At 39.9% G+C, this 24,446-nt stretch carries 19 protein-coding genes, 1 tRNA gene and 1 pseudogene; 16 read left to right on the top strand and 5 right to left on the bottom strand.

The genetic code is table 11. From position 1 onward, the window contains the following. Positions 1 to 26: 26 nt before the first annotated feature. Positions 27 to 1,142, bottom strand: coding sequence for a methanobactin export MATE transporter MbnM (locus QZ488_RS03115; RefSeq protein WP_293746232.1), 1,116 nt, complete (start codon positions 1,140 to 1,142; stop codon positions 27 to 29). 2 nt (positions 1,143 to 1,144) lie between these two features. Continuing rightward, positions 1,145 to 2,068: an MbnP family copper-binding protein gene (locus QZ488_RS03120; protein ID WP_293746179.1), complete on the bottom strand. Its 924-nt coding sequence runs from the start codon at positions 2,066 to 2,068 to the stop codon at positions 1,145 to 1,147. On the opposite strand from QZ488_RS03120, the gene QZ488_RS03125 reads away from it, so the two are divergent. The 3 genes from QZ488_RS03125 (at position 2,046) to QZ488_RS03135 (ending at position 6,636) form a co-directional block, all read left to right on the top strand. Beyond that, positions 2,046 to 4,781: a choice-of-anchor B family protein gene (locus tag QZ488_RS03125; RefSeq protein ID WP_293746180.1), complete on the top strand. Its 2,736-nt coding sequence runs from the start codon at positions 2,046 to 2,048 to the stop codon at positions 4,779 to 4,781. The genes QZ488_RS03120 and QZ488_RS03125 overlap by 23 nt on opposite strands. A gap of 146 nt (positions 4,782 to 4,927) precedes the next feature. Further along, positions 4,928 to 6,349 carry a YdgA family protein gene (locus QZ488_RS03130; RefSeq protein WP_293746181.1) on the top strand — a complete coding sequence of 474 codons (1,422 nt, stop codon included), beginning with the start codon at positions 4,928 to 4,930 and terminating at the stop codon, positions 6,347 to 6,349. Positions 6,350 to 6,559: 210 nt separating this feature from the next. Further along, positions 6,560 to 6,636: transfer RNA gene (locus QZ488_RS03135), tRNA-Ile, on the top strand. Positions 6,637 to 7,064: 428 nt separating this feature from the next. Here the strand turns inward: QZ488_RS03135 and QZ488_RS03140 are convergent. Next, positions 7,065 to 7,502 (bottom strand): hypothetical protein, encoded by a 438-nt coding sequence (locus QZ488_RS03140; RefSeq protein WP_293746182.1) that lies wholly within the window; start codon positions 7,500 to 7,502, stop codon positions 7,065 to 7,067. Positions 7,503 to 7,887: 385 nt separating this feature from the next. Here QZ488_RS03140 and QZ488_RS03145 point away from each other — a divergent pair, with 385 nt between their 5' ends. After that, positions 7,888 to 8,109, top strand: a complete 222-nt coding sequence (locus QZ488_RS03145) for a transposase (RefSeq protein WP_293746183.1) — start codon at positions 7,888 to 7,890, stop codon at positions 8,107 to 8,109. A gap of 115 nt (positions 8,110 to 8,224) precedes the next feature. Here QZ488_RS03145 and QZ488_RS03150 read toward each other — a convergent pair whose 3' ends face one another. Further along, complete coding sequence (locus QZ488_RS03150) at positions 8,225 to 9,922, bottom strand: S8 family serine peptidase (RefSeq protein WP_293746184.1); 1,698 nt, start codon at positions 9,920 to 9,922, stop codon at positions 8,225 to 8,227. Positions 9,923 to 10,238: 316 nt separating this feature from the next. Here QZ488_RS03150 and QZ488_RS03155 point away from each other — a divergent pair. Beyond that, positions 10,239 to 10,493: pseudogene (locus tag QZ488_RS03155) on the top strand (DUF885 family protein); the annotation flags it as partial. 88 nt (positions 10,494 to 10,581) lie between these two features. Here QZ488_RS03155 and QZ488_RS03160 read toward each other — a convergent pair. Next, positions 10,582 to 11,727 carry a DUF819 family protein gene (locus tag QZ488_RS03160; protein ID WP_293746185.1) on the bottom strand — a complete coding sequence of 382 codons (1,146 nt, stop codon included), beginning with the start codon at positions 11,725 to 11,727 and terminating at the stop codon, positions 10,582 to 10,584. A gap of 244 nt (positions 11,728 to 11,971) precedes the next feature. Between QZ488_RS03160 and QZ488_RS21465 the strand changes: the two genes are divergently transcribed. From QZ488_RS21465 to QZ488_RS03210, 11 genes are all read left to right on the top strand, one after another. Beyond that, positions 11,972 to 12,613 carry a DUF885 family protein gene (locus tag QZ488_RS21465; protein ID WP_366508970.1) on the top strand — a complete coding sequence of 214 codons (642 nt, stop codon included), beginning with the start codon at positions 11,972 to 11,974 and terminating at the stop codon, positions 12,611 to 12,613. A gap of 58 nt (positions 12,614 to 12,671) precedes the next feature. Beyond that, positions 12,672 to 13,775 (top strand): DUF885 domain-containing protein, encoded by a 1,104-nt coding sequence (locus QZ488_RS21470; RefSeq protein WP_366508971.1) that lies wholly within the window; start codon positions 12,672 to 12,674, stop codon positions 13,773 to 13,775. 374 nt (positions 13,776 to 14,149) lie between these two features. Continuing rightward, positions 14,150 to 15,052: a hypothetical protein gene (locus tag QZ488_RS03170; RefSeq protein ID WP_293746186.1), complete on the top strand. Its 903-nt coding sequence runs from the start codon at positions 14,150 to 14,152 to the stop codon at positions 15,050 to 15,052. Positions 15,053 to 15,091: 39 nt separating this feature from the next. Then, positions 15,092 to 17,020 (top strand): tetratricopeptide repeat protein, encoded by a 1,929-nt coding sequence (locus QZ488_RS03175; RefSeq protein ID WP_293746187.1) that lies wholly within the window; start codon positions 15,092 to 15,094, stop codon positions 17,018 to 17,020. Between the two features lie 67 nt (positions 17,021 to 17,087). Further along, on the top strand, positions 17,088 to 17,537 hold the full coding sequence (locus QZ488_RS03180; protein WP_293746188.1) for a hypothetical protein: 450 nt from the start codon (positions 17,088 to 17,090) through the stop codon (positions 17,535 to 17,537). Further along, entirely contained in the window at positions 17,534 to 18,331 is a 798-nt protein-coding gene (locus QZ488_RS03185) for a lytic transglycosylase domain-containing protein (protein WP_293746189.1), read from the top strand. The genes QZ488_RS03180 and QZ488_RS03185 overlap by 4 nt, the downstream gene beginning before the upstream one ends. 58 nt (positions 18,332 to 18,389) lie before the next feature. Continuing rightward, positions 18,390 to 19,952 carry a hypothetical protein gene (locus QZ488_RS03190; RefSeq protein WP_293746190.1) on the top strand — a complete coding sequence of 521 codons (1,563 nt, stop codon included), beginning with the start codon at positions 18,390 to 18,392 and terminating at the stop codon, positions 19,950 to 19,952. After that, positions 19,945 to 20,490, top strand: coding sequence for a hypothetical protein (locus tag QZ488_RS03195; RefSeq protein ID WP_293746191.1), 546 nt, complete (start codon positions 19,945 to 19,947; stop codon positions 20,488 to 20,490). Before QZ488_RS03190 ends, QZ488_RS03195 begins: the two co-directional genes overlap by 8 nt. A 66-nt stretch (positions 20,491 to 20,556) precedes the next feature. After that, on the top strand, positions 20,557 to 21,726 hold the full coding sequence (locus QZ488_RS03200) for a hypothetical protein (protein WP_293746192.1): 1,170 nt from the start codon (positions 20,557 to 20,559) through the stop codon (positions 21,724 to 21,726). Beyond that, positions 21,723 to 24,266, top strand: coding sequence for a YdbH domain-containing protein (locus QZ488_RS03205; RefSeq protein WP_293746193.1), 2,544 nt, complete (start codon positions 21,723 to 21,725; stop codon positions 24,264 to 24,266). The genes QZ488_RS03200 and QZ488_RS03205 overlap by 4 nt, the downstream gene beginning before the upstream one ends. Continuing rightward, positions 24,263 to 24,445 (top strand): YnbE family lipoprotein, encoded by a 183-nt coding sequence (locus QZ488_RS03210; RefSeq protein WP_293746194.1) that lies wholly within the window; start codon positions 24,263 to 24,265, stop codon positions 24,443 to 24,445. Before QZ488_RS03205 ends, QZ488_RS03210 begins: the two co-directional genes overlap by 4 nt. Position 24,446: the final 1 nt, after the last annotated feature.

The following is a 24,446-nucleotide window of genomic DNA, read 5'->3' on the forward strand; positions in this document are numbered from 1 at the left end:
CCTTGCACCCCTTAGTTTTTATAGCATCAGTGAGATACAGGTGGATAATTCAAATTCGAATTTAAAAACTGATGATCAGTTAAGCTTTGTAAAAATTCGATGAGATCTTGTTTTTGTGCTAGTTGCAGCTCGAAACCAGTTAAAAAAGGGCTTTTTAAAGGATTATTTATACCTTGCCCTCTGCCCCCCGCTGCATAAAATTCTATCACGTCGTCTAATGTGGCCAAACTACCATCATGCATATAGGGAGCGCTCACCTCTACATTACGTAAAGTAGGCGCTCTGAACTTACCCATATCAGTATTTTGTAGCGTGACTTCAATCAATCCTTGGTCTGAAAGAGGATAAGCCCCCATATTATCAACGTTGTATAAACCCGTGTTATGGAATGGACGTAAATCTAACCTTTGATTTTCATGTTGACTGGACTGAGTAAAATTGAATCCTCCATGACAATGAAAACACTCAAATTTTTCGGAGAAGAACAACTCCATACCTCTTTTTGCCGCATCGGTCATAGCACCATCTTTATTTTGATAGGCATACTCATCAAATGGTGATGCAAAACTGGTTAAACTTCTGACATAACTAGCCAGTGCTTTGACTATTTTGTCGTAACTAGCTTGACTGTCCTCAAAAGCATCTTTAAATAGCTGTGCATAATGTTGTTTTTCAAATCGTAGTAACACTTCATTTTCATGTCCGGTAATACCCAACTCAATTGGGTCTTCAGAAAACATTGGAATAAGAATTTGCTGTTCAATTGTATTTAGCCCTGAATGAGCCCAGGTCAAATTACTGTTGTAGGCCACATTCACTAAGGACTGACTATTACGTCTATGTTTTTGACCAGTTGAACCTACCGCTGTTTTTTTAGGTTCAGAAAAAGAAAACTTGGGTTGATGGCAGCTAGCACAAGAAGTCGATTGGTTAAAAGACAGGTCAGTATCAAAAAATAACGTTTTTCCCAAAACAACTTTAGCGGTGGTCATAGGGTTATCTTCAGGCACTAAAGGACTTGGAAACCCTTTCGGTAATTTCCAGTCATATTCAGTATGTGGCGGTGTCACCGGTGTACAAGCCACCAACAAACTGCTCAGTATGAAACAAACACTCACTTTTACCCAGCCAATTGCGATCATGTTCACAGCCACTCAAATACATCTTGTGTTTTTAAGTTAGACATTAAAACTGAGCAACTTTCTTGACCTGAATGAAACAAACAAGAATCACTTTTTTGCATCGATGTATTAGCTATAAGTCTGTCTAGATGCATAACCAGTTTTGTTCCATCACGCTTTTTATCCAACTGAAAATTGATCCTATTTGGCTGAACACATTCCTCATTAGGAGCACGCATAGTCGAAACAGCACTACAGCCTACGCTGCCTAAATGAAATACCCAGTGTTTGTTAGGGCCTTGCATATCTAATCGAAAAAATTTGTGACCAGAACGCCACGACCAAAACATACTTGGCAGGTTTAATGGCGAAGGCTGTAATAAAGGATTTTGATGATTTAACGCAAATGGCACGGCAAGGGTAAACGAAAGTTGTTCAGATGTTTCTATATCAACTGGCACTAAAAATTGCAGGTAATTATTGGTTTTGAGAGATCCTAAAATAGCTAATTCGTCTTGTGATATTTCATCCCCGCCCTCTGACTTTGTGCCACAGTCAGCGAAATGAGGCTGAATCAACACCACATCATCTGTTTGCCAAGGTGTTGAACTTAACTGTACTTGATGCTCGGTATTTTCACTCGATAATCTAACATCACTAATAAAAAAAGCGAGTCGCTGGATAGACCACACCTGCTGATTACGCTCAAAGGCGTTGCAATTAATGGGGCTTCCATTTTGCCATATCTCAACCTTTAAACCTTCTACTTCATTTAATCTAGAGCAACTACTATTGAGCAGCACGAAACAACTAAATACAAAAAACGTAAAAACTTTTTTTAACCTTTTATTGGGTAAAAAATTTGATATATCAGGTCTAAAAGGTAAGATATTAACAGACTTCATAGTGTAATAGGTAATTTCCATGCGGTGTTTAATTGGCATCATAATGATACTGGCCATAGGGTACAGTCAAGGCGTTAAGGCGCATGCAGAACATGACAAAGCACGTTTTGTTGCCTACAACGGAGAAGATCTAGGTAACTGCGACAACAGATTTCGCCCTTGTAAAACAGTAACTTACGCAGCACAAAAGGCAAATAAGGGTGATACTATTTTGGTGGCGCAAGGACAATATACTATTAAGTCTGAACAAGACTTACTGTATATCACTGGTCTAATTGTTCCTGTTCTGGGTGGGTTTAACCAAGTAGAACAATACCAGCAACAAAACCCCGATACCTATTTAACCTCAGTTTCCGGTGTACCTGCCGAATATGCCGAACAACTAAGTCAACAAGGCTTTCATGTTATACGTGACACAAAAGGCCTATCGAAGTTAAATATACAAGGTAAAGGCCTAAACACTTCACAACTGCAGTTGATGCAACAAAAACAAGCTAATAGCACATGTGTTGATGGCAGTGCCGCTGGCTTTGCCTGCAACAACATGTCGTTACTGGCGCATATCCCATTAGCTGACTTCCCCAACAACCCTGCTTCCGCCAGTGATATTTGGGGCCATGTTGATCTCAATACAAATAAAGAATACGCCATTATAGGGCTCAATAATGGCGTAACAGTAGTAGATGTAACCACTCCAGCCTCCCCTCAAATAATAGGCAGCATCGCTGGTTTACCTACCGCATGGAGAGATATAAAAGTGTATCAGTACTTTGATACATCTAGCTTGAGATGGCAGGCCTATGCTTATTCTACCAGTGAGGCTGATGAGTCTTTGACTCACATTGACTTAAACTATTTAGAAAATGGTATTTCATTAGTAAAGCGCCAATCTACATACAGCTCCGCACACAATATATACATCAGCAATGTGGATTACGGGTTAAACATTGCTTTGGCAGGACAAGAACCTATGGTGCACATTTTAGGCTCCAACAGTTTTGGCGGTTCTTTTCGTTCCTACGCATTATCTGATCCTGAAACATTAGGTCATGCCTACACCAATTCTTCAGGTGTTCGGAGTGACTATACTCACGATGCAACATCACTTACGATTAACGATACTCGTGCTCAAACCGATTGTGTTCAAGCTGAAAATAGCGACTGTTTAGTTGTACTAGATTTTAACGAAGACTCTCTTAGAATCTGGGACCACACTGATAAAAACCAGGCAATAGAATTAGGTTCGAGCTCTTACCCTAATGTCGAATATACTCATTCGGGTTGGTATAGCGAAGACAAACAATATGTCATCGTACACGACGAACTTGACGAAAAAAGACATGCTCTTAATACCACCTTAAATATTTTTGATATCAGCAGTTTAAGTAATCCAACGCTAGTGAGTACATGGACAGGTAATACTCGGGCCATAGATCACAACGGATTTGTGCGGGGCAATCGTTATTATATGTCCAACTACGAACGTGGGGTAACTGTGCTCGATATCACAGATCCTGCGACCCCAGTTGAAGTAGGTTTCTTTGATACTTACCCAGTGTCTAACAATTCTGGTTTTAATGGCGCTTGGGGAGTCTATCCGTTTTTGCCAAGTGGCAATATTTTAGTCAGCGACATCAACAGCGGTTTATACATTATTGAAGATCAAACTTTAGCTAACGATATTGGTAATATCGCCTTCGAAACCACACAAGTTAATGTAAACGAAGGCCAAAGCGTCAACCTAGTCGTGACTAAAACGGGTAATGGTACCAGTACTGTCAGCTACGAAATAATACCGGGCTCAGCAAACGTTGAGGACTTTGTTTTAACAAGTGGCGAATTACAATGGACAACCAACGACACGCAACCCCAGAGCATTGAAATCCAAACCAACAACGATGCCTTAGATGAAGTCAATGAAAGCCTTTTCATACGGCTATTTGATCCTAAAAATGGTGCGACTTTAGTCAATCCAAACATTGCCACTATCAATATCATCGATGCGCTGCAACAAGGGCAAATAGTGTTTGCCACAAATGAAGTAAAAATCAAAGAAACCGATGGCATAGTGCACATAGCAGTAACCCGTCAAGGCGGCAGTGATGGCGCTTTAACTGTTACGTATTTAGTTAGCTCGGGTACAGCGATACTTGGCGAAGATGTCAATACGGCTAGTGGCACACTTGAATGGTTAGACGGCGATAATGCAGACAAATTCATCGAGCTCTCAATAATCAACGATAACGAAACGGAAACCGAGGAATCACTTGTATTAACACTCACAGCAAATGATTCAAACGTACTTGGCAATCAATCAACTCTAAATATAATCATCAACGACGATGAGTCTAATCAGGCACCGCTAGCATTAGCCGGTGACAATTCGCAAGTGAACACGAGACAAATCGTCACACTTTCTGGAAGTGGAACCGACCCAGAAGATCAACCACTTAGCTACCTATGGCAGCAAATTGCGGGTACTAACGTCACAATCAATAACGCCGATAGCCCAATGGCTAGTTTTACCGCGCCAAGTGCAGCAGGCACATTGGAGTTTTCACTTACCATCACAGATGATTTTGGCTTGTCTAGCTCTGATAACGTTAATGTGACGGTAGTCGCATCTGTACAAACAACTCCCCCTTCATCTGGAGGAGGCAGCCTACATTATTGGTTATTTATGGGTTTAATCACCATGCTAATCATTCGTCAAATCGAAACTCATATCCAAAATAGTATTAACAGCAAAGGGTAATACACTGAAAAATATAGTGTTTAAGGTGTAAGTCGGATAGAATGCCGTATATTTTTTAGGCTAATATCAAGCTTGATTGTTCCGGCTTTTACACAATAGCTCATGATGAAAATTGGGTTAGTAACACTTCCTACAGGGATGTAAACATGAAAAAAACACTACTTATTGGTGCTGGCATTATTGTGCTTGCGGCCGTTGTCACACCTAAATTTGTTGCCAATTCATTCAATCAAAAACTCGACTCGGTTGTGGCGTTAATTGACCAAAACCCCGCTTACAGCGTATCAATCAAAGAGCGCACAAGTGGTTGGTTTTCTAGCATGGCAACTATTAATATTGGCCTAGATACCAGTGCTTTTGCCCAAGAAAATACACCAGAGTTACAAGATGTATTCAAAGACATGAATGTCGATGTGGTGATTGATGCACAACATGGTCCAATTTTAACGCAAAACGGTATATCCTTAGGCTGGCTAACTTGGAACGCCAAAGTGGATGGCAATAGTTTTCGTGACACCCTGGAATTCCCTGCGAATACACCTTTCTATCAAATGACTGCCTACACAAATTTGTCAGGCTCATCCACATTATCTGACAGTATTCCAAGTTTCACCCTGAAAGATAAGGAAGCATTTAGCCAATTTTCATTTTCAGGCTGGAACGGTTCAGGCTCTTATTCAAATTCAGAAGTGAGTTACCAAGGAGTCTTAGAAACAATCACCGCCGATAGTGCGTTTGGCAAATTTGGATTAAATCAATGGCGTGTTGACTCAACTATCCAAGGCGACCTGATGCATGCAATGGGCGGCAATTTTTATGACTCAACCATGACTATGCAAATACAGGACATCACCTTTGAACAAGTATCTGACCAAGCAAAAACAACTTTGACTGAATTTAAAATAGACGGTATTTCAGATTTCGACAAAACAACGTCTTTAATGGACACACAATTCAACTTTTATTTAAAAGAATTGGCATCAGATGGATTCAATTTATCCTCTGTTGTGGTCAATACCGAAGTCAACAATTTGCACGAGCAATTCTTTAAGGCTTATCAAACATTGATGAGCGAAATAGGTAAAGAGCCAGAAAAAACCCAAGAAAATATCAACACCTTTATGCAAGCGGAATTACTAGGGCAATTACAGGCAGAACCTGAATTGAATATCAGCTCATTCGAAGCAAAGATAAACCAAGGTAATATCACCGGCTCACTCACTAGCAAAATTCAAAACGTGACTACATTACCTGATGCCATAGAATCACCGGCTTTTTGGTTGCAACACATTATGGCTAACGGTCAAATTAGCGCTGACCAAAGCGCCGCTTTATGGCTAGCAACCGACACAATCAAGTCTCAAATTAAAGCCGACCCTAGTGCTGCTCAAATGACCGAAGACGAAATCAACGCCATTGCACAGCAGCAAGCGATACCGATGTTGCAAGGCATGCAGCAACAAGGTTTATTTACTGAAACGACTACTGGGTATGAGATAGTGTTTTCACTAAAAGATGGCCAAGCACTGCTTAATGGTAATCCTATGCCATTACCAATTAGCCAGTAGCATTAACCGCACATTTGATGGTGAGCACAAATATGCCAATATTTAAGGCAAAACTCACCATCAGTGCACAATAAATAGGCATTTGAATTATAAATTGCTAATTCTTGCAATATCAGGTGCGCCAAAGTGATGACAAGTCCATAAAAACTGCTTATACTGCGCGTCGTTTTCGCCATCTACGGTTAGAAAGCAAAGTTAAATAAAGTAAGTGGCCCTTTAGCTCAGTTGGTTAGAGCATACGACTCATAATCGTCAGGTCCCCTGTTCGAGTCAGGGAAGGGCCACCATTTTAAAGACGTTAAGCAGAAGTGCTCACTAAAATAAAATCAAAGACCTCTCTTTTATAGCATTTAAATCTGATTTACTTTCCAAATACATTTTTATGTCTAACTACCTTCTACGAGTGAAAGAGCGCAGCATCAATATTTTCGAGTGCAATATTTAAATGTTATTCAAGCCGAATCGCATTCCCAAGATGCATCACAAAACATCCTGTGTAGCACGACATGCAGCAAGTAATCGATAAGGAGGGTTCTATATTTATCCTGTAAATATGGTCAACAGCCAAAAGAAGTAAGTAAGAAAGGCTGCTCACTACTATAGTTTTTACTGAAACCTTGAAGGCGGAAAAACAGTGGCAAAGCCACGAAAGCGGTATCGGCGAAGCTGATGTTTTTGCTCTATCTCTCGTACGTATGTTCGCCATTCATTTATCTTAGTAATCGCTGTCGCCTGAGAGCTCAGCTTCACACTTCTTATACTTAGCAATGGGGATTCCCGTTTTTTTAGTCATAACGTCTTCAGTACAAGCACTGAACTCAGCAAGAGCGGGTTCTTGAGTAAAATCCATTGACGTCATATTAAAAGCCTCTGGAATTTTTGATGAGCACTGCTTCATCACATCCAGCATGGCTTTTGGCTGAAATGTTTCTTTTGCTTTAGCCAATCTCACTGGCGCGATGCCTATGCATTTTGCTAACTCACTAGTAAGCTGTTTTTCGATCTCTTCTTCTTCGTCTTTGTAATTATCATAGTCTTCAGGAGACATGTTTTTTTTCATTATTTCGTCGGATATAGAACTGCCTTTTTGAGAAAATTTTTCAGCCTGATTTAACATCTTTTCGTAAGTCTCTAAAAACTGATGCTTTGTCATTGGGATGCTTTCTTGCTGGGCTATTACTGAAAATTATATTGAGCCTGCGACGAGTAGCGTAATAATATTTTTCATTGAATTGTCTCCGATTAATTTGATTGAGGGATTGAGGTACAGCTAAGGATTAGCTATTAGTTTATGCGTCCGGCGCCAAAATCAATGCTTTTTTGTCATCGTTATTTTGGATGCTCCTGAGTGCTCATTGCCCAACACCCCGACTATGTGTATAGGAAGAATAAACGCTAACCCTGCTCGAATCAATGAGTTACAGGCTGTTCTTAGGCTGCAATCATGAAGTAAAACGGGCTATTCAAATACAGATGCAAAATTTGCCAAGAATTTACCAAGCTGTAAGAATTTACCAAACCACCCATCGCAATTAATAATGAATATCCTTATAGAGTCAAAGGTGCGTTCTGCCCATGGCCCACTCCATGACTTACTGCCGAAGTTATCAGTCAATGCGGTTGATGTGATGGATAATGCTTCGTTCCACAATCGATATGGTGTGTTAGATGTTATTCATGAATATAGATTTACATTAGAGTTTTTACCGTCCTATAGTCCCGAACTAAGTCCAATTGACAAAAAAATGGGCACAAGTTGAGGCTATTAGAAGAGCTAAAGTGGGAGCTTTGATGCGTGATCGAGCCTTTCCGATCACGCATTAATAAACATAAAACCTAAATAATGGCTGGCAAACTTAGTCTACCATCCGTTTTTTATTGGTAACTAAAGCTAAATGTCACACCACTGTATGCGCTGTAAGCATTAAGACCAATATGCCAGGTGCCAGCAGCCGGATTAGAGAAAGTACATGTCTCTGTATTTCCAGCCTCATATGGACGACAATCGAAAGCCGTTGTACTAGGACTAGATCCATAACGAATATACAAATCGGCGTCTCCAGACCCACCTGATATGGCGAAAGTCACGCTAGTCACTCCTTCTGGAATTTCTCGGGTGCCTCGCAACCAGCCGCTGTTATCAGATAGATTGCTTACGGTTTCATTCACGGGATCAACTGTACCACCACCATTGCCGCCACCAGTATCACCAGCACAACCATATATATTGAGGTAATCATAAGCATCTTTAGATTGTACTATTCCGTTACCATACAAGTTATCCCGTCCAGCGGACCCCTTATCCTTAGCCGTATCATTTAATGTTGTACGAATTTCTGCATTTGAACATTCAGGAAAAAAGCTCCAGACCAAAGCAGCCGCACCTACTACATGCGGGGTCGCCATAGAGGTGCCACTGATAGAGTTATAACTATCTACTGGCCATGTGGACGAAACACTGCTGCCAGGCCCCGCTATTTCAACTTCACTATTGTACTGCGAATAAGATGCTCGGTTTTCACTAGAATCGACTGCCGCGACCGACATTACCGCATCATATGATGCAGGATAGGACAACGTAGTGTTACCACTATTACCCGCAGCTGCAACTAATAACATGCCCTGACGATCAAAGGTTTGCATGGCATTTAGTTCCGTTGTAGAGGCTGCACCGCCCCCCAGGCTCATATTCACAACATCTGCACCTGCATCTTGACACTGTGAAATGGCGTCAATCAGATCAGAGGCAAAAGTCCAAGAACCACTATCGTCAAATATTTTAACAATATGCAAATCAACCCCAGGATACACCCCAACTACACCCTCATTGTTGGATAACGCAGCGATAGTGCCTGCGACATGGGTACCATGACCGTTACCATCGTTGTACCAATTGCCTACCGCAGAATTATTTGCTATTCCAGATACCCCATCATTTAGGTCTGGTAAATCCGGATGATTAAGATTGTAACCAGTGTCAATAATACAAACGGTTTTAATACCAGGGTCACTTTGAGCCAGTTGATTAGCTTGAACCATAGTGATCCCATAAGGTGTACTTTGAGCCAGCAACGAACGCACGGGATCGCGCTCAATACTCTCAACCTGATTATTTTCTAACAACATTTTCAACGCGGCACGTTTCATTTTGACTGCAGCACTGCGCTTGCCCCTAATAAATTTTTGGGGTGCAACGCCTATCTTCTTCAACATTTTTGTAGCGGCATCCTTATCCACTTCACCATTTTTGACCATGGCTACATCTGCAACACCCTTTGTTTTTTTGGATAGCTTTGAGGTGCTATCAACTGAGCCAAAAGAGTTTGATAATTTAGACTTTGGCTGCTTAAAGGTCACAATGTATCGCAGCGCTTCTTCCTTAGTCTCATCACCAACAAACAGCTTTTCACTCACATTATCTACTGGGCCTTTAACTAGAGGTTCTCCTTCAGTAACCGACTTTTTGAGATCATCAAAACCTGTCACTCCCGTCGCTTGCGCAATACTAGTAGCCATTAACGATAAGGCAAAAATGCCAAAAGTTGCTTTTACATGTCGTTTTTGAAATTTCATTATTTCTCCACTGAATTTTATAATATTACTTTTGATTTATGAGCTTTACACTCAGTCATCCGGGTCTTTTTTTAACCCAGACTAAATAAGAAAAGCAGAAAACTTAAAGGGCGGCAAATTTTATTACCCATAAAAGAGTGAAAAAAACTTTTCGTTAAGTGCGTAATGGCAACTTTTAGTGACAGGCTGCATTTTTATTACTGCCAAAAAGATATGGTGAGCGATTCAATCGAACGGCAAGACATGAATGGTTAGACTTACATATGTTTGAAAGCGTTGGGCAAACACAATAACTAGCGACTAGCTGGATATGGACAAAGAACAAGGTCTGGATCTTTTAATGAATGGTGCTTTTCAAGAACAAACTGAAGCTGATGGTAAATGGCGCCGTGCAACCTTAAGTCAAGTGCAGTTAACCAGCTACTTTAGTGGATACCGAGAAATATATGATTTGCGCGAACGCCAAAAACAAAGACTAGGCCAAGATTTTGACTTAAAAGCCTTCCATGAAAAGTTTTTAAGTTTTGGTAGCTCACCAGTCAAATATATCAGCCAACTTATGGAAAAATAAGCGACCTAAGCTGAACTAGAAAACAAGTAGGCCACACATGCTTGTTTTCTTTACCATTCTACATTGCTAACTATCACTAAGCTTTTATCTACAAAAAACCAGCTACAGAAAAGCCAATATAAGTACCAATGGCACCGCCTAGGCTACCGATTAAAATGGCAGGAACAATAAGCTCTTTGCGCCCCATACTTTCAGCTAAAGCCATAGCAGTTGTGCCGCCACCCACATTTGCTTGACTAGCAATCGCTATCATCTGCCAATCGCTAAATAAAAGTCGTCCTATGGTTAACATTATCGCACCATGGATCACCACAGTAAGGCCAAAAAACAGCATAAGAGTTAACCCTATGTCTCCTAACTGACCAATCGCCGCAAACTCACAAAATGCTCCTATGACCACTAAAAATAAGTACACCAAATACAATCCCAAATTACGGGCCATTGTTAACTTTTTGAACCATGAGAATTGAGCCAAAATGATACCTATTGTGGTAATCGTTAATATGGGAGGTACTTGCGGAATAAACAGCCCTATCCATTCAGTCGCAATGAAAACGACAAAACCTAACGGAATTAAGTAATACAGCTCTTGAAAGTTGTCCTTCAGTTGATTCGCGTTTTCAGACTGGCTATCTGTTATTTGTGGGTTATTTGAGTGTATTTTTTTTCCTGGCCACAGTTTGTGCATAATTTTGGGGATCATCAAAGTTGCGATAACCCAAATAGTTGACAGAACATTATCCACCGCAATTGCGCCAGCGTACAAAATGCCGGTTTCATTGACTTTGTAGTGCACCGCAACAGCATTAAAATTAATGCTACCGCCAGAATAGGTTCCTGCAATCATGCCCGCCATTGGTGATGAAAACTCTCCCAAAACGGAGCCAGGATCAACCAGGTAATAAGCAACAATAACGCCAATAACAGTCGCAACACTGCCTAAAATGAATAGAGAAATCATGGGTAAGCCCGCGCTTCTTATTTCTTGTAAGTTCACGCCTAAAACAAGGTAAAAAATCGATATCGGTGCTACATAAGTAAAAATTTCTGAATAAAGTGGGATGGTATTTGAAGCGCTAGGGATCAGATTAAAGTTGGCAAACAATGCACCTAAAATAATGACTATCAATGCTGCGCCAACGGGCTTTCCCAAACGGGTTTCAGAAATATATTGTGCCAACATGACTAATAAGCAGAGTATCCCAAGCACTACAAAATTTGATGTTAATAACATTATTGTTTTTCTTCTGTCGTTAAAGATAACCTGTTGAACATAAACATAAATAAATCACTAAGTCGAATCTCAACAAAATCAGGGTTTGTTGCGTGGCTCAGGGATGTGATTTATTCTTCTGCAGTCAGAGTGACCTTTATTTTATGCTACACAGCGCCAGACACAGATCTTGGAAATAACAATAACAATAACAAACAAGGGATACATCAATCATGAAACCTTTTTCAAATGGCTAGGCATCATCTTGCTCGCAATAACAGTGTTAGCGGGCATTTTTGCGACTTACGAATGGAAAGCTGACAAACCGTTTTCATTCAATAATTTTCTAAACAGAACCTTAATAAAAGAGGCCTTAGATAGCCCTGAAACCCTTACATCAATTGGTATTCTTGAAAACATAGGCATAACAGGTCATAACGCTCATTTGAATGATGCAAGTGAAGCTAACTCCTTGGCTCTTTTTAAACGCTTAAAAAAAGTCCGTGAAACCCTGTTGCAGTACAAAGATGATGAGTTAAACGAAGATCAGCTTTTGTCCAAAGAAATCGCCATGTATTTACTCAACATGTTGGACGATATGGAAAAATATCAACACCATGATTACCCGTTTAATCAAATGTCAGGAGCCCAGAGTAATTTTCCTAGTTTTATGGATGCACAACATGCTATTTCCAATGTTGAAAGTGTTGAGCACTACATATCTCGACTCAGCGAGTCTAAACGTTATTACACACAAACCCTTGAAGGTATGCGCATTCGGCAAGAAAAAAACATATTCCCCCCCACTTTTGTAGTGGAGCGTGTGATTGATGAAATGACAGGGTTCATTGGCACACCTGCTACTAAAAACGTGTTGTACACTTCATTAGAGAAAAAAAATAGATGAGAGTGAATCCATCACCAGCGAACAAAAACCAGAATTATTAGCAGCAGTAGCCGCCGAAATTGAAAAAACGGTTTATCCCACTTACCAAATGCTCATTGAATATTTTACAGAGCTAAAAAGTAAAACTAATTCAGATGATGGCGTGTGGAGCATGCCTCAAGGTGAGGAAGTGTATAACCTAAGTTTACGTTTTATGACCACCACTGATTACAGTGCTGACAAAATCCATAACATTGGTTTATCTGAAGTAGCACGCATACAGGCGGAAATATTATCGATATTAGCCAGTGAAGGTTTTGATACTACCCAAGGGTTTACTGATTCGATTAATCAATTAGCCTCACAAGAACGCTTCTATTTCCCAGATACTGACGAAGGGCGTGAACAAATACTCGTCGAGTATCAAACTATTTTAGATGAAATTGACAGTGGCTTAGGAGACAGTTTCTCAATGCGCCCAGAAGCGGGAATGGAAGTAAAACGTATTCCATTATTTAAAGAAAAAACCGCACCGGGAGCATACTATTATCCACCTTCACTAGATGGCTCTCGTCCCGGTGTATTTTACGCAAACCTATATGACATCAAGGCCACTCCAAAATACAGTATGCGCACTTTGGCCTACCATGAAGGTATTCCAGGACACCATTTCCAAATTGCCATTGGCATGGAATTAGAAGACTTGCCTATTTTTAGAACACTGCCATTATTTACTGCTTATGTGGAGGGTTGGGCTTTGTATACCGAATATTTAGCGTGGGAATTAGGCTTTCAAGACGACCCTTTCGATAACATAGGAAGATTACAAGCAGAGCTATTTAGAGCAGTACGCTTGGTTGTAGACACAGGGCTACATGCGAAACGCTGGACACGAGAAGAAGCCATCACTTACATGCTGAACAATACAGGTATGGCCGAGTCAGATGTTGTTTCAGAGATTGAGCGCTACATAGTGTTACCGGGCCAAGCCAAAGCGTATAAAGTAGGCATGATGAAAATTCTCGAAGTCCGCGAAAAAGCCAAACAAGCTTTAGGTGATAAGTTTGTACTGGGTGAATTTCATGATGTGGTACTAAAGAATGGCGCCGTGCCGTTAGACATCTTAGACCGCTTGGTTGCAAAGTGGGTTGCTAAAAAGCTAGCTAGTAACCAATCAGATTAGCAATAAAAATGAAGGGTAGACAGTATCCTTTTGATACTGTCTACCTAAAGAATATCGAGCTAAAGCAGATTCGCTAAAGTAAATGGGTAGCAAACACAAAGACTGCAAATACGTCATCGATGTCACAACCTTACAAGAAACATCATTGAAGGTTGAATTAGCGTAGTTTTTTGATTTTCGCCAAACAAAACATGGAAATTAAACCTGCATTAATCTAGCTAAATTTGAGCGAGCATATTTTGTACATAGCGTTACATCAGCTTTTAAAATTGTGTTTTAATAAAACTTATACCAATCGTCATCAGTAAAACTATCCCTAAGTTTTGCATACCCATTAGCAGTATTTGTTTATGGGTAAAACCAAGGAACTCACCATGAGTTGGTTGTCAAAAATTGTTGTGCTGTTTTTAACGCTGGCTTTATTGCAGCATTCCTACGCAGCGGATAGCGTAAATCTGTTGGTAATGGTGGAAGACGCTGATCAAAACTCTATTCCTCGGGATAGTCGTATCAATAAACGAGTACATGCCAGTATTAGCCAGCAACTTAATCACATCGTTGATGTGTATGACGAAACAAGTCTCACCCTAACATCATTTAAACAAGGCCGAGTGCGACGGTCTGACGCAGAGTTATTTGATATTGCTCAATCTATTACACGCCCTCCCATCGATATAATTGCAGTATTTAGTACCTATGCGTCGATTAGTACCAGCGAGTATGCAAAAAAAGCCCGGGCGCGAGTAGAGGGCCGTTTATTGAATGCCAAGTCTGGTAAGTTTTTGGATAACTTCGAAGTGCAAAGCCCGCGTAGCTGGACGATTCCCTACGCCTGTGACAGTCAAACTTGTATGTTAGAAGAGATGGGCGATGAAGCTAAAGTGTTAGGTGATGAGTTAGGGTTAATTCTAGCTGAAAAATTAAATTGGCTTATAAATGGCGAGTCATCTGCCCTCCCTGCCCCTGCAACAGAATTATTCAATGATTATTACTTAGAGTTTGATGGGTTTAGTGCCCAAGATGTGGCTAGTATTGAGGAGTATTTATTGCTTTTTTCAGGTTATATTTCCCATCGCCCCACACAACAAAGGCATACTCGCACGACCTTGTTATATCGCTCTACTATTGGCAGCGCAAAACTGAGTAGAAATATTCTAAAATTATTAGAAGAACTCAACATGCGAGCGACGGTCAATTTTGAAGGTAACGCTTTTAATGTCAAAAGAATTACTCTGCGGGGTGAATCCCCCATTCGAGATGTTGCCGAAGGTTGGTAACATTCTTGCATTCAAAAGTTGTTCTATTGACTTTTAATAGTGGACAATGAAAACCAACACAAACATTTTAAACTGACTATGCCGCGTACTTTTCAGCAAAAAACCAAAAGGCAACAACTAGGCAACGTAATTGTAAGTTACGTAATTGGCCTATTGTGCCTGTGTGTGCAAACAAGTTTTGCCGCTGAGCGCTGGAAAATTGTGGTGTTGCCCGATAAAAACAACAATACGCCAAACGAGCTAACAGCAGTTGCAGACTTTCACCGTACAATTTCTCAAGGCTTGACTAATGCTTTAACTAACGCAGACTTTGATGTGCTTAATTTAGATTATTTAGGTTTACCCAATTGTATCCTCGAAGACTGTTCCAATTTAACCGACCAAACTATTCAGCTGGCAGCAAATCGTTCTGGTAGAGAAGTTAACCTTGCCCTGCTTTATCGACTGAATACATTTAAACAACGTCAGTCGGCAGTACAAAAATGGTATTTCAGTTTATCAGGGCGGTTATTAGATTTACAAAGTGGCGCCCAACAAGATGCCTTTTCTGTGGAGAGTCGGCTCAACCCTCCAGCCAAAAATTGCATTGCTGATTGTTTAAACCTTTGGTTAAACCAAAACCTCGCGTTATTAGCTCAGGATTTAGGAGCGGTTTTAAGCGAAAAACTCCAAGCTTTACCAAGACGTTTTCACTACCAACTTAATCTGAGCAACTTCAATAGTGCCGATTTGCTACAAATCGATAAAAATTTAAAAACTTTCGATGGTTACGTTGCAGACACATTATTGAGTGATCCCAAACCAACCAACCAAGACCTAGCCACTGTCCCAAATCGCACATATCAATATGTCTCTGAGTTGAGCGCTTCTGAGTTAAGCTCAGAGTTAGAAAACCTAAACAACTTAGGCGTCCTGTCACTTAAGTTAGAGTACGATAATAAACAACGACTTTTCCATCTCAGGGCTGCACAGGAAAGCGCCTCATGGGCAACAATTAGCCAATTTATTACCGACTTATTAGACGATCCAGAACCAGAAATATCACAACCAACCACTGAAGTTACTGCCCCCACAACGACCGAAACACCAGAAATACAAACAGATGCAGAGAAGGAAATCCAAAAAGATCGACAAATGTGGCAACAAGCTCTCGGTATTAATAGCAAAGACAGTTACCAACAATATCTGACTATTTGGCCACAAGGGCAACATTTCATCCAAGCAAAGGCAGCAATAAAACGTTTTGATGATGATGAAAACGCATGGCAACAAGCATTAAGTCAAACAACAAGCCGAGCATTTCAACACTATCTAAGGTTGCAACCAACAGGTAAATATACAAACCAAGCTAAACAGCAATTAGCTTTAATTCGAGAGCAACAAAAGCTAGTACAAAAACAACGAGAAAACAAAGCGTTAGCTGACGATTATTATCATCAACAACAAAATTATCCAGAAGCCCTGTATTACTACGAACAAGCTGCAAAACTGGGCGATATTTCGTCCCAATATCTGTTAGCCAAAATGTATGACGATGGCAAAGGTATAGAACAAAACAAGCACCAAGCAGCTATTTGGTATACCCAAGCAGCCAAACATGGTCACAGCCAAGCTCAAGTGGCACTGGGTTATATGTATTCAAAAGGTAATGGCGTTAATCAAGATTATTCACAGGCCGCACACTGGTATCTAAAAGCAGCAACTCAGGGGCATATCGATGCCCAGCACAATCTAGCCTACTTGTATTCACTCGGCCAAGGCGTAGCAAAAGACTACCAACAAGCTGCTTTTTGGTATGAAAAGTCGGCCATTCAAGGTGATGCAGATGCGCAAAATAGTTTAGGAAAACTATATGAGAGAGGCTTGGGCGTTAGTAAAAATTTAATCAAAGCAAAAAGCTTATATAAACAAGCGGCTGCCCAAGGCAACCAAATTGCCCAACTCAATCTGCAAATGCTGAATAATTAAGGCTCATTCAGCCAGAACCTAACAAAAATATCTCTGAGGTTTGCATAACCGCCAATGGAGGTACGTTATGCATCAACATACAAATCACGACACCAGCACACAAGCTATGACCGAAGTGGCATTGGGATTATCAATGGCGTTTTTTTCTTTGTTAATCTTGGCCCTATTTTCTATTGGTTTACCTGACTCAACACAAAAAGAAGAACCATCATTAACAATTGATGAACAGCTAACACTAGCTGACAACAACGAAAAACCGTCTAAAAACCAAACCGCTGAAAGTAGAAAACAACAATACGTCTTTTACTTTAATCAGCAGTTTTATGATAAACAGCTCACTCGCTTAAATATCGACAACTTTAGCCGTTTTGAGACTCAACAACCTTTGATCCTTGCGGTACAAGACAACCTACCCTTGATAAAAATAATGGCTCTTCGTAAACAAATTAATCATCCACAGCTTTCCATAACCATGCTGGATAATAAGTGGCAATCGCAATTGGAGAAGATGCAATGAACCCCAAATCAATAATTAAAGTGTTAAGTGTATTTGTGATGTTTTTAGCTCCAACAGCTTCGGCAACTTATTACTACGATACTGAAGATATTCAACAACAAGTCATTTCTGAAGCCAAACGGCAAAATCTAGCGCCATCATTAGCTTTAGCGATTGCCAAGGTTGAGTCCAACTTTAACCCCAATGCATTAAGCCACGCTGGAGCGAAAGGTGTGATGCAAATCATGCCGCGCACTGCAGAACAAGTATTTGGCGTGAATCAAAGCCGGTTATTTGAGCCTGATGTGAATATAAAGTTGGGAGTAAAATTTATTAAACAGTTACTTGAACGTTATGAAAACCGCTTGGATATTGCTTTATCACATTACAATGGTGGCTCTGGCGTGAAAAACAGGCAAGGCGAGCTCAAAGTGATACCCGCCACACGTAACTACGTGAATAAAGTACTCAACAGCCAACAAGCATTTTTGCAGCACGACAATCAATGGCTATCTACATCAGGGGGTAAACCACTGTATTTCACCTCTTTGTATAACGATACTGGAATAGCTCAAACGGATTCTACAATTATTGAACCCCACTCTGAAAATCCACAAATTGAAACCTTACGGGCGTTGCGATTACATAACATTACCCGTAATTATCAAAGCACTAGCGCTCTCACCGGCAAAAACCAAACGACTCATTTCGCAAAGCCACACATCGCTGAAACCTCTCTCAAGACAAAAATGTCGAAAGTTAGACTGTGGGAATCTATCTATACCAATCCACATAAACTGGTATTGCTAGATTAGGATCTGTTTATCCGTTAAATTAAAGACATAACAGTAGTAGCAATCTTAATCAGGCCGAATGAGCAAAATTATTAACTTTGGAATTAGCGAAACCTTAAAAGCGCTTTTTGCCCAGCTAAAAGAAACACCCAGCCAGCATGGGTATAAATATCATGCCAAGGACGTGGAGCAATTATCCCAATACATTGTTTGTCGCAACTATGGATCGGTGTGTTATGAACTCAGTTTTCTTTGCTGGGCCGTAGTCAACCATCCAGGTTATTCGTCATCACCTTTACTCAGTTTTTTTTGGCTAGAAGACAACCTGCAACCTAAACGTTTTCGTCAGGCATTTAATCAGCCAATACAAACAGCTTCAGATAACATTATTATGGGCAAGGAACATTTACAGCTGCAAATCGGCGACATCGACTTTGCTATTTCCCCTACCCGCGTCAGTTTATTAGCCCTATTGTTGGAGTTGATTACCAATATTGAGCCAGCTCAGTTGGCTAATATTGAAAAACGGCTGTTAGGTGCCAACAACCAAGCAATAAAACAAATGTCTTCTGAACTACAAAAGCTGATTTATGCCTACTTAAAAGAACATATTCCAGAAGCCAGTACCCAAGAACGTTTTCGAGCCATTAGCGGCTGGCTAAAACAACATAACCTAACGGCTGCTAGACTCACCGATCAAGATGTACTGAATTTTTGGCTCAGCCCACCAGCACAACCTAGTTATATTAAATATTCCACAGTATTGGACGATTTACTCGATGCGATAACCGCCATAGAAGTGGTCGAAAATACGCTTAATGCGGATTATGCCCTAAGTCTTGGTAACGATAGTGAGCAAGGGGAAATTAGTACTGAGTGGGTGCAACAGACTTTATTTGAACAAGCTGAAAACAACATTGATTTAGGCTGGTTGTGTCGCTCACCCAAATTTTTAACTCTGGCGCAGTTTCAGCCAATGAAATCCTTATTAAGCCACGGGAAATTAGCGCGCCAATTACCTTTGTCCTTTTTGCGTTTAAGCATATTTGGTGGTTGGCAATCAGTATTAATCCAGGCCAAAAGAAAGTCGTCTCAGGAATTGGCTGATAAACTTCAACAAAACCCCAACCGCCAATACTTAGATTATATAGCCGAACTCAATGACTCTGAGTCACAATGTAAACAAGTACAACAAATCATTGCCCACATATTTTACAGTCTTAATATTCCTTTATTTATTGGCATCATGCTCAAACAAATACCAACAGATTTGCAACAAACACTCAAAATATGGATGAGAGAGCAAATAGCCAATACAGCAGAGTCTGAAAGAAACCCTTTTGTGCACATCCAGCAATGGTTATCCCAGCACCCAAAGGCACAATTTTGGTTAACTGAAGCGGAATTCCTGTTTAAAAACAATAATAAGGATGGATTTAAAAATATACCATCAGTTCCAGAGCTGGATATTTATCAGGATGGCAGCGAAGCACTCAACCATTGCCAAGAGTTAGTTGCCCGCTATTTGTTGGTCATAACAAAATTAAATCATGAAAACACTCAGTTAGCGGAAATTTATCGCTCTGACCTGTGCATATTCAGTAATAGATTTAAGCAAATATATGGAGCACCCGATGCCTGATCATCAATATCACATGCAGGAGCAACTATTTACCGCCAAAACCTTGTACCGCGAGTTACATCAATTTGCGCCAGAAAAAAATAGTACTGGCAAACCTGTGCTGTTAAATGACTTAGTACAGTTGGCTGAAGGTAATCCACAAATTGATGGCCAGCAGGTTATGCAGCAAATTAATCAATCACTGCCACTGCGCCGTCAATATATGCAGTTGTTACAAAAATTGGCCTTTGCCAATAGCCCAGTGCAAGCAGCTGCCAGTTCAGTCGCTGAAATCAGCAGTCGTAAATCTGCAGAATTTGAATTGTTATTTAAGCGCGACAAACAATTTTCAGGACAGGTGTACGTGATACTTAAAATTCCACATTCAATTGAAAAGCATCACAACCAAGGCGTGCATGTGAATTGTTGTTCCGACAAAATAATATCTTCGATCCACTTCCCGCCTATTGTGGATGGTAAAACGCAGCTATTAATGGAAGAATCAGATCAGAAGTTTATAAACATGTTTGATGCTGAGTTTGCAATATACCTATCCTAACAATGACATTAGAGTTAAGTCGCCTTTGTTTGCTGTTTTGATATTAATGGCAGGGAACCAAGTTAGATGAAAACTCATATATTTATCGCCACCACTCAAGGCTTAGTAGCGATACAAAATATCACGCCTATTGATGACGAAGACATTAGCTCTGTTGTATCCGTTAATGGCACTTCAACTACCGCCAATATCAGCAGCAGTTACCACAACTTTGTCAAAAAAGGCGTGGGCATTATCCATAAGATGTTTGGCGCCTGCAGTTATCGAGTGGATATCAGTGCGCGAATAGACCAAGGTAATAGTTGGCAAGTCGCCATGTATTTAGCTCACCTAGCCCAAGCAAAAGGTATATTAGGCAATGGCGAAGTTAGACAAGGTGACAGGGTTATTTGTGCCACTGGCGAGGTCAATACCACTAACCTTCAAGTACTTGCTGTTAATGAAGTCCCGGTTAAATTTGAGCTGGCTCAATCACAACTGACGCAATGGACAGCGCTTGGCGCTGAAGTACAGTTTTTATTACCACAAGCCAATCAATCTGAAATACAACCAAACACTTATATCAAGCTAATTAGTAACCTCGAACAAGCAGCTACTGCATTGCCAAACAGCATACAAGAGCAATCAACATCTAATATAAAAACAAAAAAGTTAGTAAGTAATAACTCTCGGTACATTATCACTGGTGTAGTAGTATTATTGGTATTGGCGATGTTTTTTGGACTCAGTAAATTTATACCTTCCGATAATAGTACTCAGCAAAGTGTGGCTGAAAAAAACAATATATCTACAGGCGACACCAACCTAAAAATACAATTAGTCGCCCAACTAAAACAAAGTAAAACCTGCGCCCAAACATCTAGTCAAAGTTTATCTCTAAGCAATAAATCCTTTGCTGAATTGGCACTCAGTCAACTCTGTGAATTACATCTGCAAACACCTCAAGCTATCGGTCAACTATTGCTCATCGCACAAGATGCCTACACAGTCCTACCGCTGAAACGTAACCAACCAGGTTGGCAAATTCCCCTGCCTAAAAATCGCTTAGCAGACCGCAGTTATTTTTTAGTTACTATCGTTAATCCCCTTAGTGAAGAAAAAATCGAAAAGTTACGGCTTTATCGTGAGGCCATGGCTAAACCAACGATGCTGACTGAAGCAGCGCTAGTGATTTGGTTGCAAACACAAGATGTAGAATTTACTGTTTATAGTCATAAGTTGGTGCTGAAGGAATGACAGTATTTTTTCGGGGAAAACGCCTGAGTAAAAAATGGTTTGGACTTTTGCTGTGCTGCACTTTGCTGGCTACAGTGATCATTTATCGCCAACCTATTGCTATCAAAAGCATTGAACATTTGACTCAATCACAAAATATATCCGTTACCTGCTTAAGCTTTATCTTAGATTGGCAACTAAACATTAATATTCAACAAATGTGTTTAGCTTCACCAAAAGGAAAAGTTTTTATACAAAAAGCATTTTGGCAGCCATGGTCCAATGTTTTAAGTATTGAACAAATAACAATCACACACATTGAACAACTAGCGACTGATAATAAGGTGATTGAAACTCCACTAAATGGCCAGCAAGCAATTGCACTTAACCTACCTGACTCGTTACCAAAACTAAACATTTCAAGTCTCAAAATTGACTCTTTTGTTTTACTTCAGCCCTTACAGTTAAGTGTAAACTCGGTTTCAGATAACAAACTGAATATCACAGGCGATGTAAATGCCTCGCTTGAGGTTTACCCAAATACTGTAGTTGGAAATATAGAATGGAATTTATCCGACCTCGCAAAATGGATACCCCAAGCACAGAAATTCTATCAAGATAACGCCGAACAATTGCAGGATGCGGCCTTAGATACAGCCCAAATAAAAACTAATATCACTTTTGATGGCATGGCTTTACATGCAGAAAACAGCGTAGATATAGCAAGTGTTATTCATGTTTCAAACTGCCCAATTGACGCGATTTTACAAGGAGATGTGTTAGTTGATATAAGCCTCAGGAGTCTTAAAATCAGCTTGAATTTAAGCCAACTTAACAACGATATTTCTATAGTTAATTGCCCATTAATAACAGATTATTTTGCCAAAGATGACGTGCCTCAGTTGTCTTTTCTGTTTCCTCAAGAAATGACTATTAGTCAAACGCATGTAGAGCTTGGCGAATTACGTATTATCGACAAGCAAAATACACATCGAAGTATCATTCTTAAAGCTTTGAATTATAAAGCAACAGGTCTACTTGAAGTTGACTACACCACCTCAATTAGACAGGCTTTAAAGACAAAAAAAATACATGGAGGAATGCTGGATTTACAGGGGGTGGGCAATCTTTCTGTCGATCTCTCAACTGTGCATACTCAAGATACAAAACTGCCAATCGATTTTAAAATTACTAATAGTAACAACCAATTAGTAATAAACGATTTTCAGATGGACTCTTTGTTGATCGGCAAGTTAACAATGGAATTTTCCTTACACGAAAACGCACCTAATCAACTTAAACTGCAGGGAAATATTAATAGCCAAGATATACAGATGGGCGCCGTTAAGCTTGCAAAAACAAGTAGCCTATTTTCTATTACAGGCGATAATTTTAATGATTTGCAATTGAGTATAGACAATCAACTATCTCAGATTTCTCACCCTGAATTCAGATTACATAACCTTGCCAATCACCTAGATTTGAATATACAGAAATTTGACACCCTGAGCTTTTCAGGGAACTCAACTATCACAAAACTAACGACGCAAAACATCAACTTGTTGCCAATTGATTTAGTGCACAAAGGGCAAGCAAGTTTGGCGAATATGACTGTATCTAGTCAGCATGACATTGGTTTTAAGCAAGGTTTTTCGATTCAGCTTGAACAGCAGCAAACTCAGGCAAAAGTACATGTAAACCAACAAGATATCGCTAGTTTGCAACACATCATTTCACAGTTGGAAAACGCACTGTTGATTAAAGAAGGTAAACTTTCAGCCAGTATTGCTTTTGCTTTACCCAAAGAAGGTGAACCATTCTTTGCCCAAGGAAAGTCAGACTTTAAAGGGGTAACCATAAAGTATCAAGACTATGTGCTAAATAACATCACTTACCAAACACCACTCACATTTGATTCAGCAGGTCTTCAGCTAGCCGAATCTACTCTACACATAGATTCAATTGAAGCTGGAGTGTCTATTGAAAAACTTCAAGCGCTGGTTATTGCAAAAGACAGCGTATTTCGTTTAAGCCAAATTCACGGAGAAATATTTAATGGTAAGTTTTCATCCAGTCAATTGTGGTTAGATGGACGCGAGCAAGAATTCGATATCAATTTTCAGGGTATTGATTTGTCTCAGGTAGTGGCATTACAACAACAACCCGGAATCAAAATCACTGGGAATATTGATGGCGATTTACCCATGTTGATGAATACACATGGACTCAGTATAGATAAAGGCTGGGCGTCGAGTCTTTCAGGTGGGAAGTTGACTATAATAGATAATCCGTCCTTTGATTCTATTAAAGTCCAACAGCCTGAATTAGCCTTGCTGGAAAATATTGACTTCAGCCAATTAGAAAGCAAAATAAAGCTTAATCCAGATGGTTGGGTGTTTTTTGATTTTGCTTTACAGGGTAATAACCCTGACAAAAAGCAAAGTGTTAATTTAAATTATAGTCATCAAGAAAATGTATTGGCTTTATTAGAGTCAATACGATTAGTTAAGTCAGTAGAAAATAGAATTGAACAGAAAATAACCCAAGGTAAGAAAAAGTGAAAATATTATATTTAGGACTTGTGGCGACAGGGTTTCTAAGTGCTTGTACCCATACAGTACAAGTTGAAACAAAAGAGCCAATTACTATCAATATTAATGTAAAAATTGATCACGAAATTCGAGTGAAAGTTGATAAAGAACTTGATGACGTATTTAGTGAAGACAGTAATTTGTTTTAAG

Source organism: uncultured Paraglaciecola sp. (assembly GCF_913020055.1).
Lineage (GTDB): Bacteria > Pseudomonadota > Gammaproteobacteria > Enterobacterales > Alteromonadaceae > Paraglaciecola.

Bases quoted from the DNA above. Each gene is read 5' to 3' on its own strand.
- QZ488_RS03185 (WP_293746189.1), top strand. From the start codon at position 17,534: ATGAACCCCAAATCAATAATTAAAGTGTTAAGTGTATTTGTGATGTTT.
- QZ488_RS03195 (WP_293746191.1), top strand. From the start codon at position 19,945: ATGCCTGATCATCAATATCACATGCAGGAGCAACTATTTACCGCCAAA.
- QZ488_RS03190 (WP_293746190.1), top strand. From the start codon at position 18,390: ATGAGCAAAATTATTAACTTTGGAATTAGCGAAACCTTAAAAGCGCTT.
- QZ488_RS03205 (WP_293746193.1), top strand. From the start codon at position 21,723: ATGACAGTATTTTTTCGGGGAAAACGCCTGAGTAAAAAATGGTTTGGA.
- QZ488_RS03180 (WP_293746188.1), top strand. From the start codon at position 17,088: ATGCATCAACATACAAATCACGACACCAGCACACAAGCTATGACCGAA.
- QZ488_RS03145 (WP_293746183.1), top strand. From the start codon at position 7,888: ATGAATATCCTTATAGAGTCAAAGGTGCGTTCTGCCCATGGCCCACTC.
- QZ488_RS03160 (WP_293746185.1), bottom strand. From the start codon at position 11,727: ATGTTATTAACATCAAATTTTGTAGTGCTTGGGATACTCTGCTTATTA.
- QZ488_RS03150 (WP_293746184.1), bottom strand. From the start codon at position 9,922: ATGAAATTTCAAAAACGACATGTAAAAGCAACTTTTGGCATTTTTGCC.
- QZ488_RS03170 (WP_293746186.1), top strand. From the start codon at position 14,150: ATGAGTTGGTTGTCAAAAATTGTTGTGCTGTTTTTAACGCTGGCTTTA.
- QZ488_RS03140 (WP_293746182.1), bottom strand. From the start codon at position 7,502: ATGACAAAGCATCAGTTTTTAGAGACTTACGAAAAGATGTTAAATCAG.
- QZ488_RS03130 (WP_293746181.1), top strand. From the start codon at position 4,928: ATGAAAAAAACACTACTTATTGGTGCTGGCATTATTGTGCTTGCGGCC.
- QZ488_RS03115 (WP_293746232.1), bottom strand. From the start codon at position 1,142: ATGATCGCAATTGGCTGGGTAAAAGTGAGTGTTTGTTTCATACTGAGC.
- QZ488_RS03200 (WP_293746192.1), top strand. From the start codon at position 20,557: ATGAAAACTCATATATTTATCGCCACCACTCAAGGCTTAGTAGCGATA.
- QZ488_RS03125 (WP_293746180.1), top strand. From the start codon at position 2,046: ATGCGGTGTTTAATTGGCATCATAATGATACTGGCCATAGGGTACAGT.
- QZ488_RS03120 (WP_293746179.1), bottom strand. From the start codon at position 2,068: ATGATGCCAATTAAACACCGCATGGAAATTACCTATTACACTATGAAG.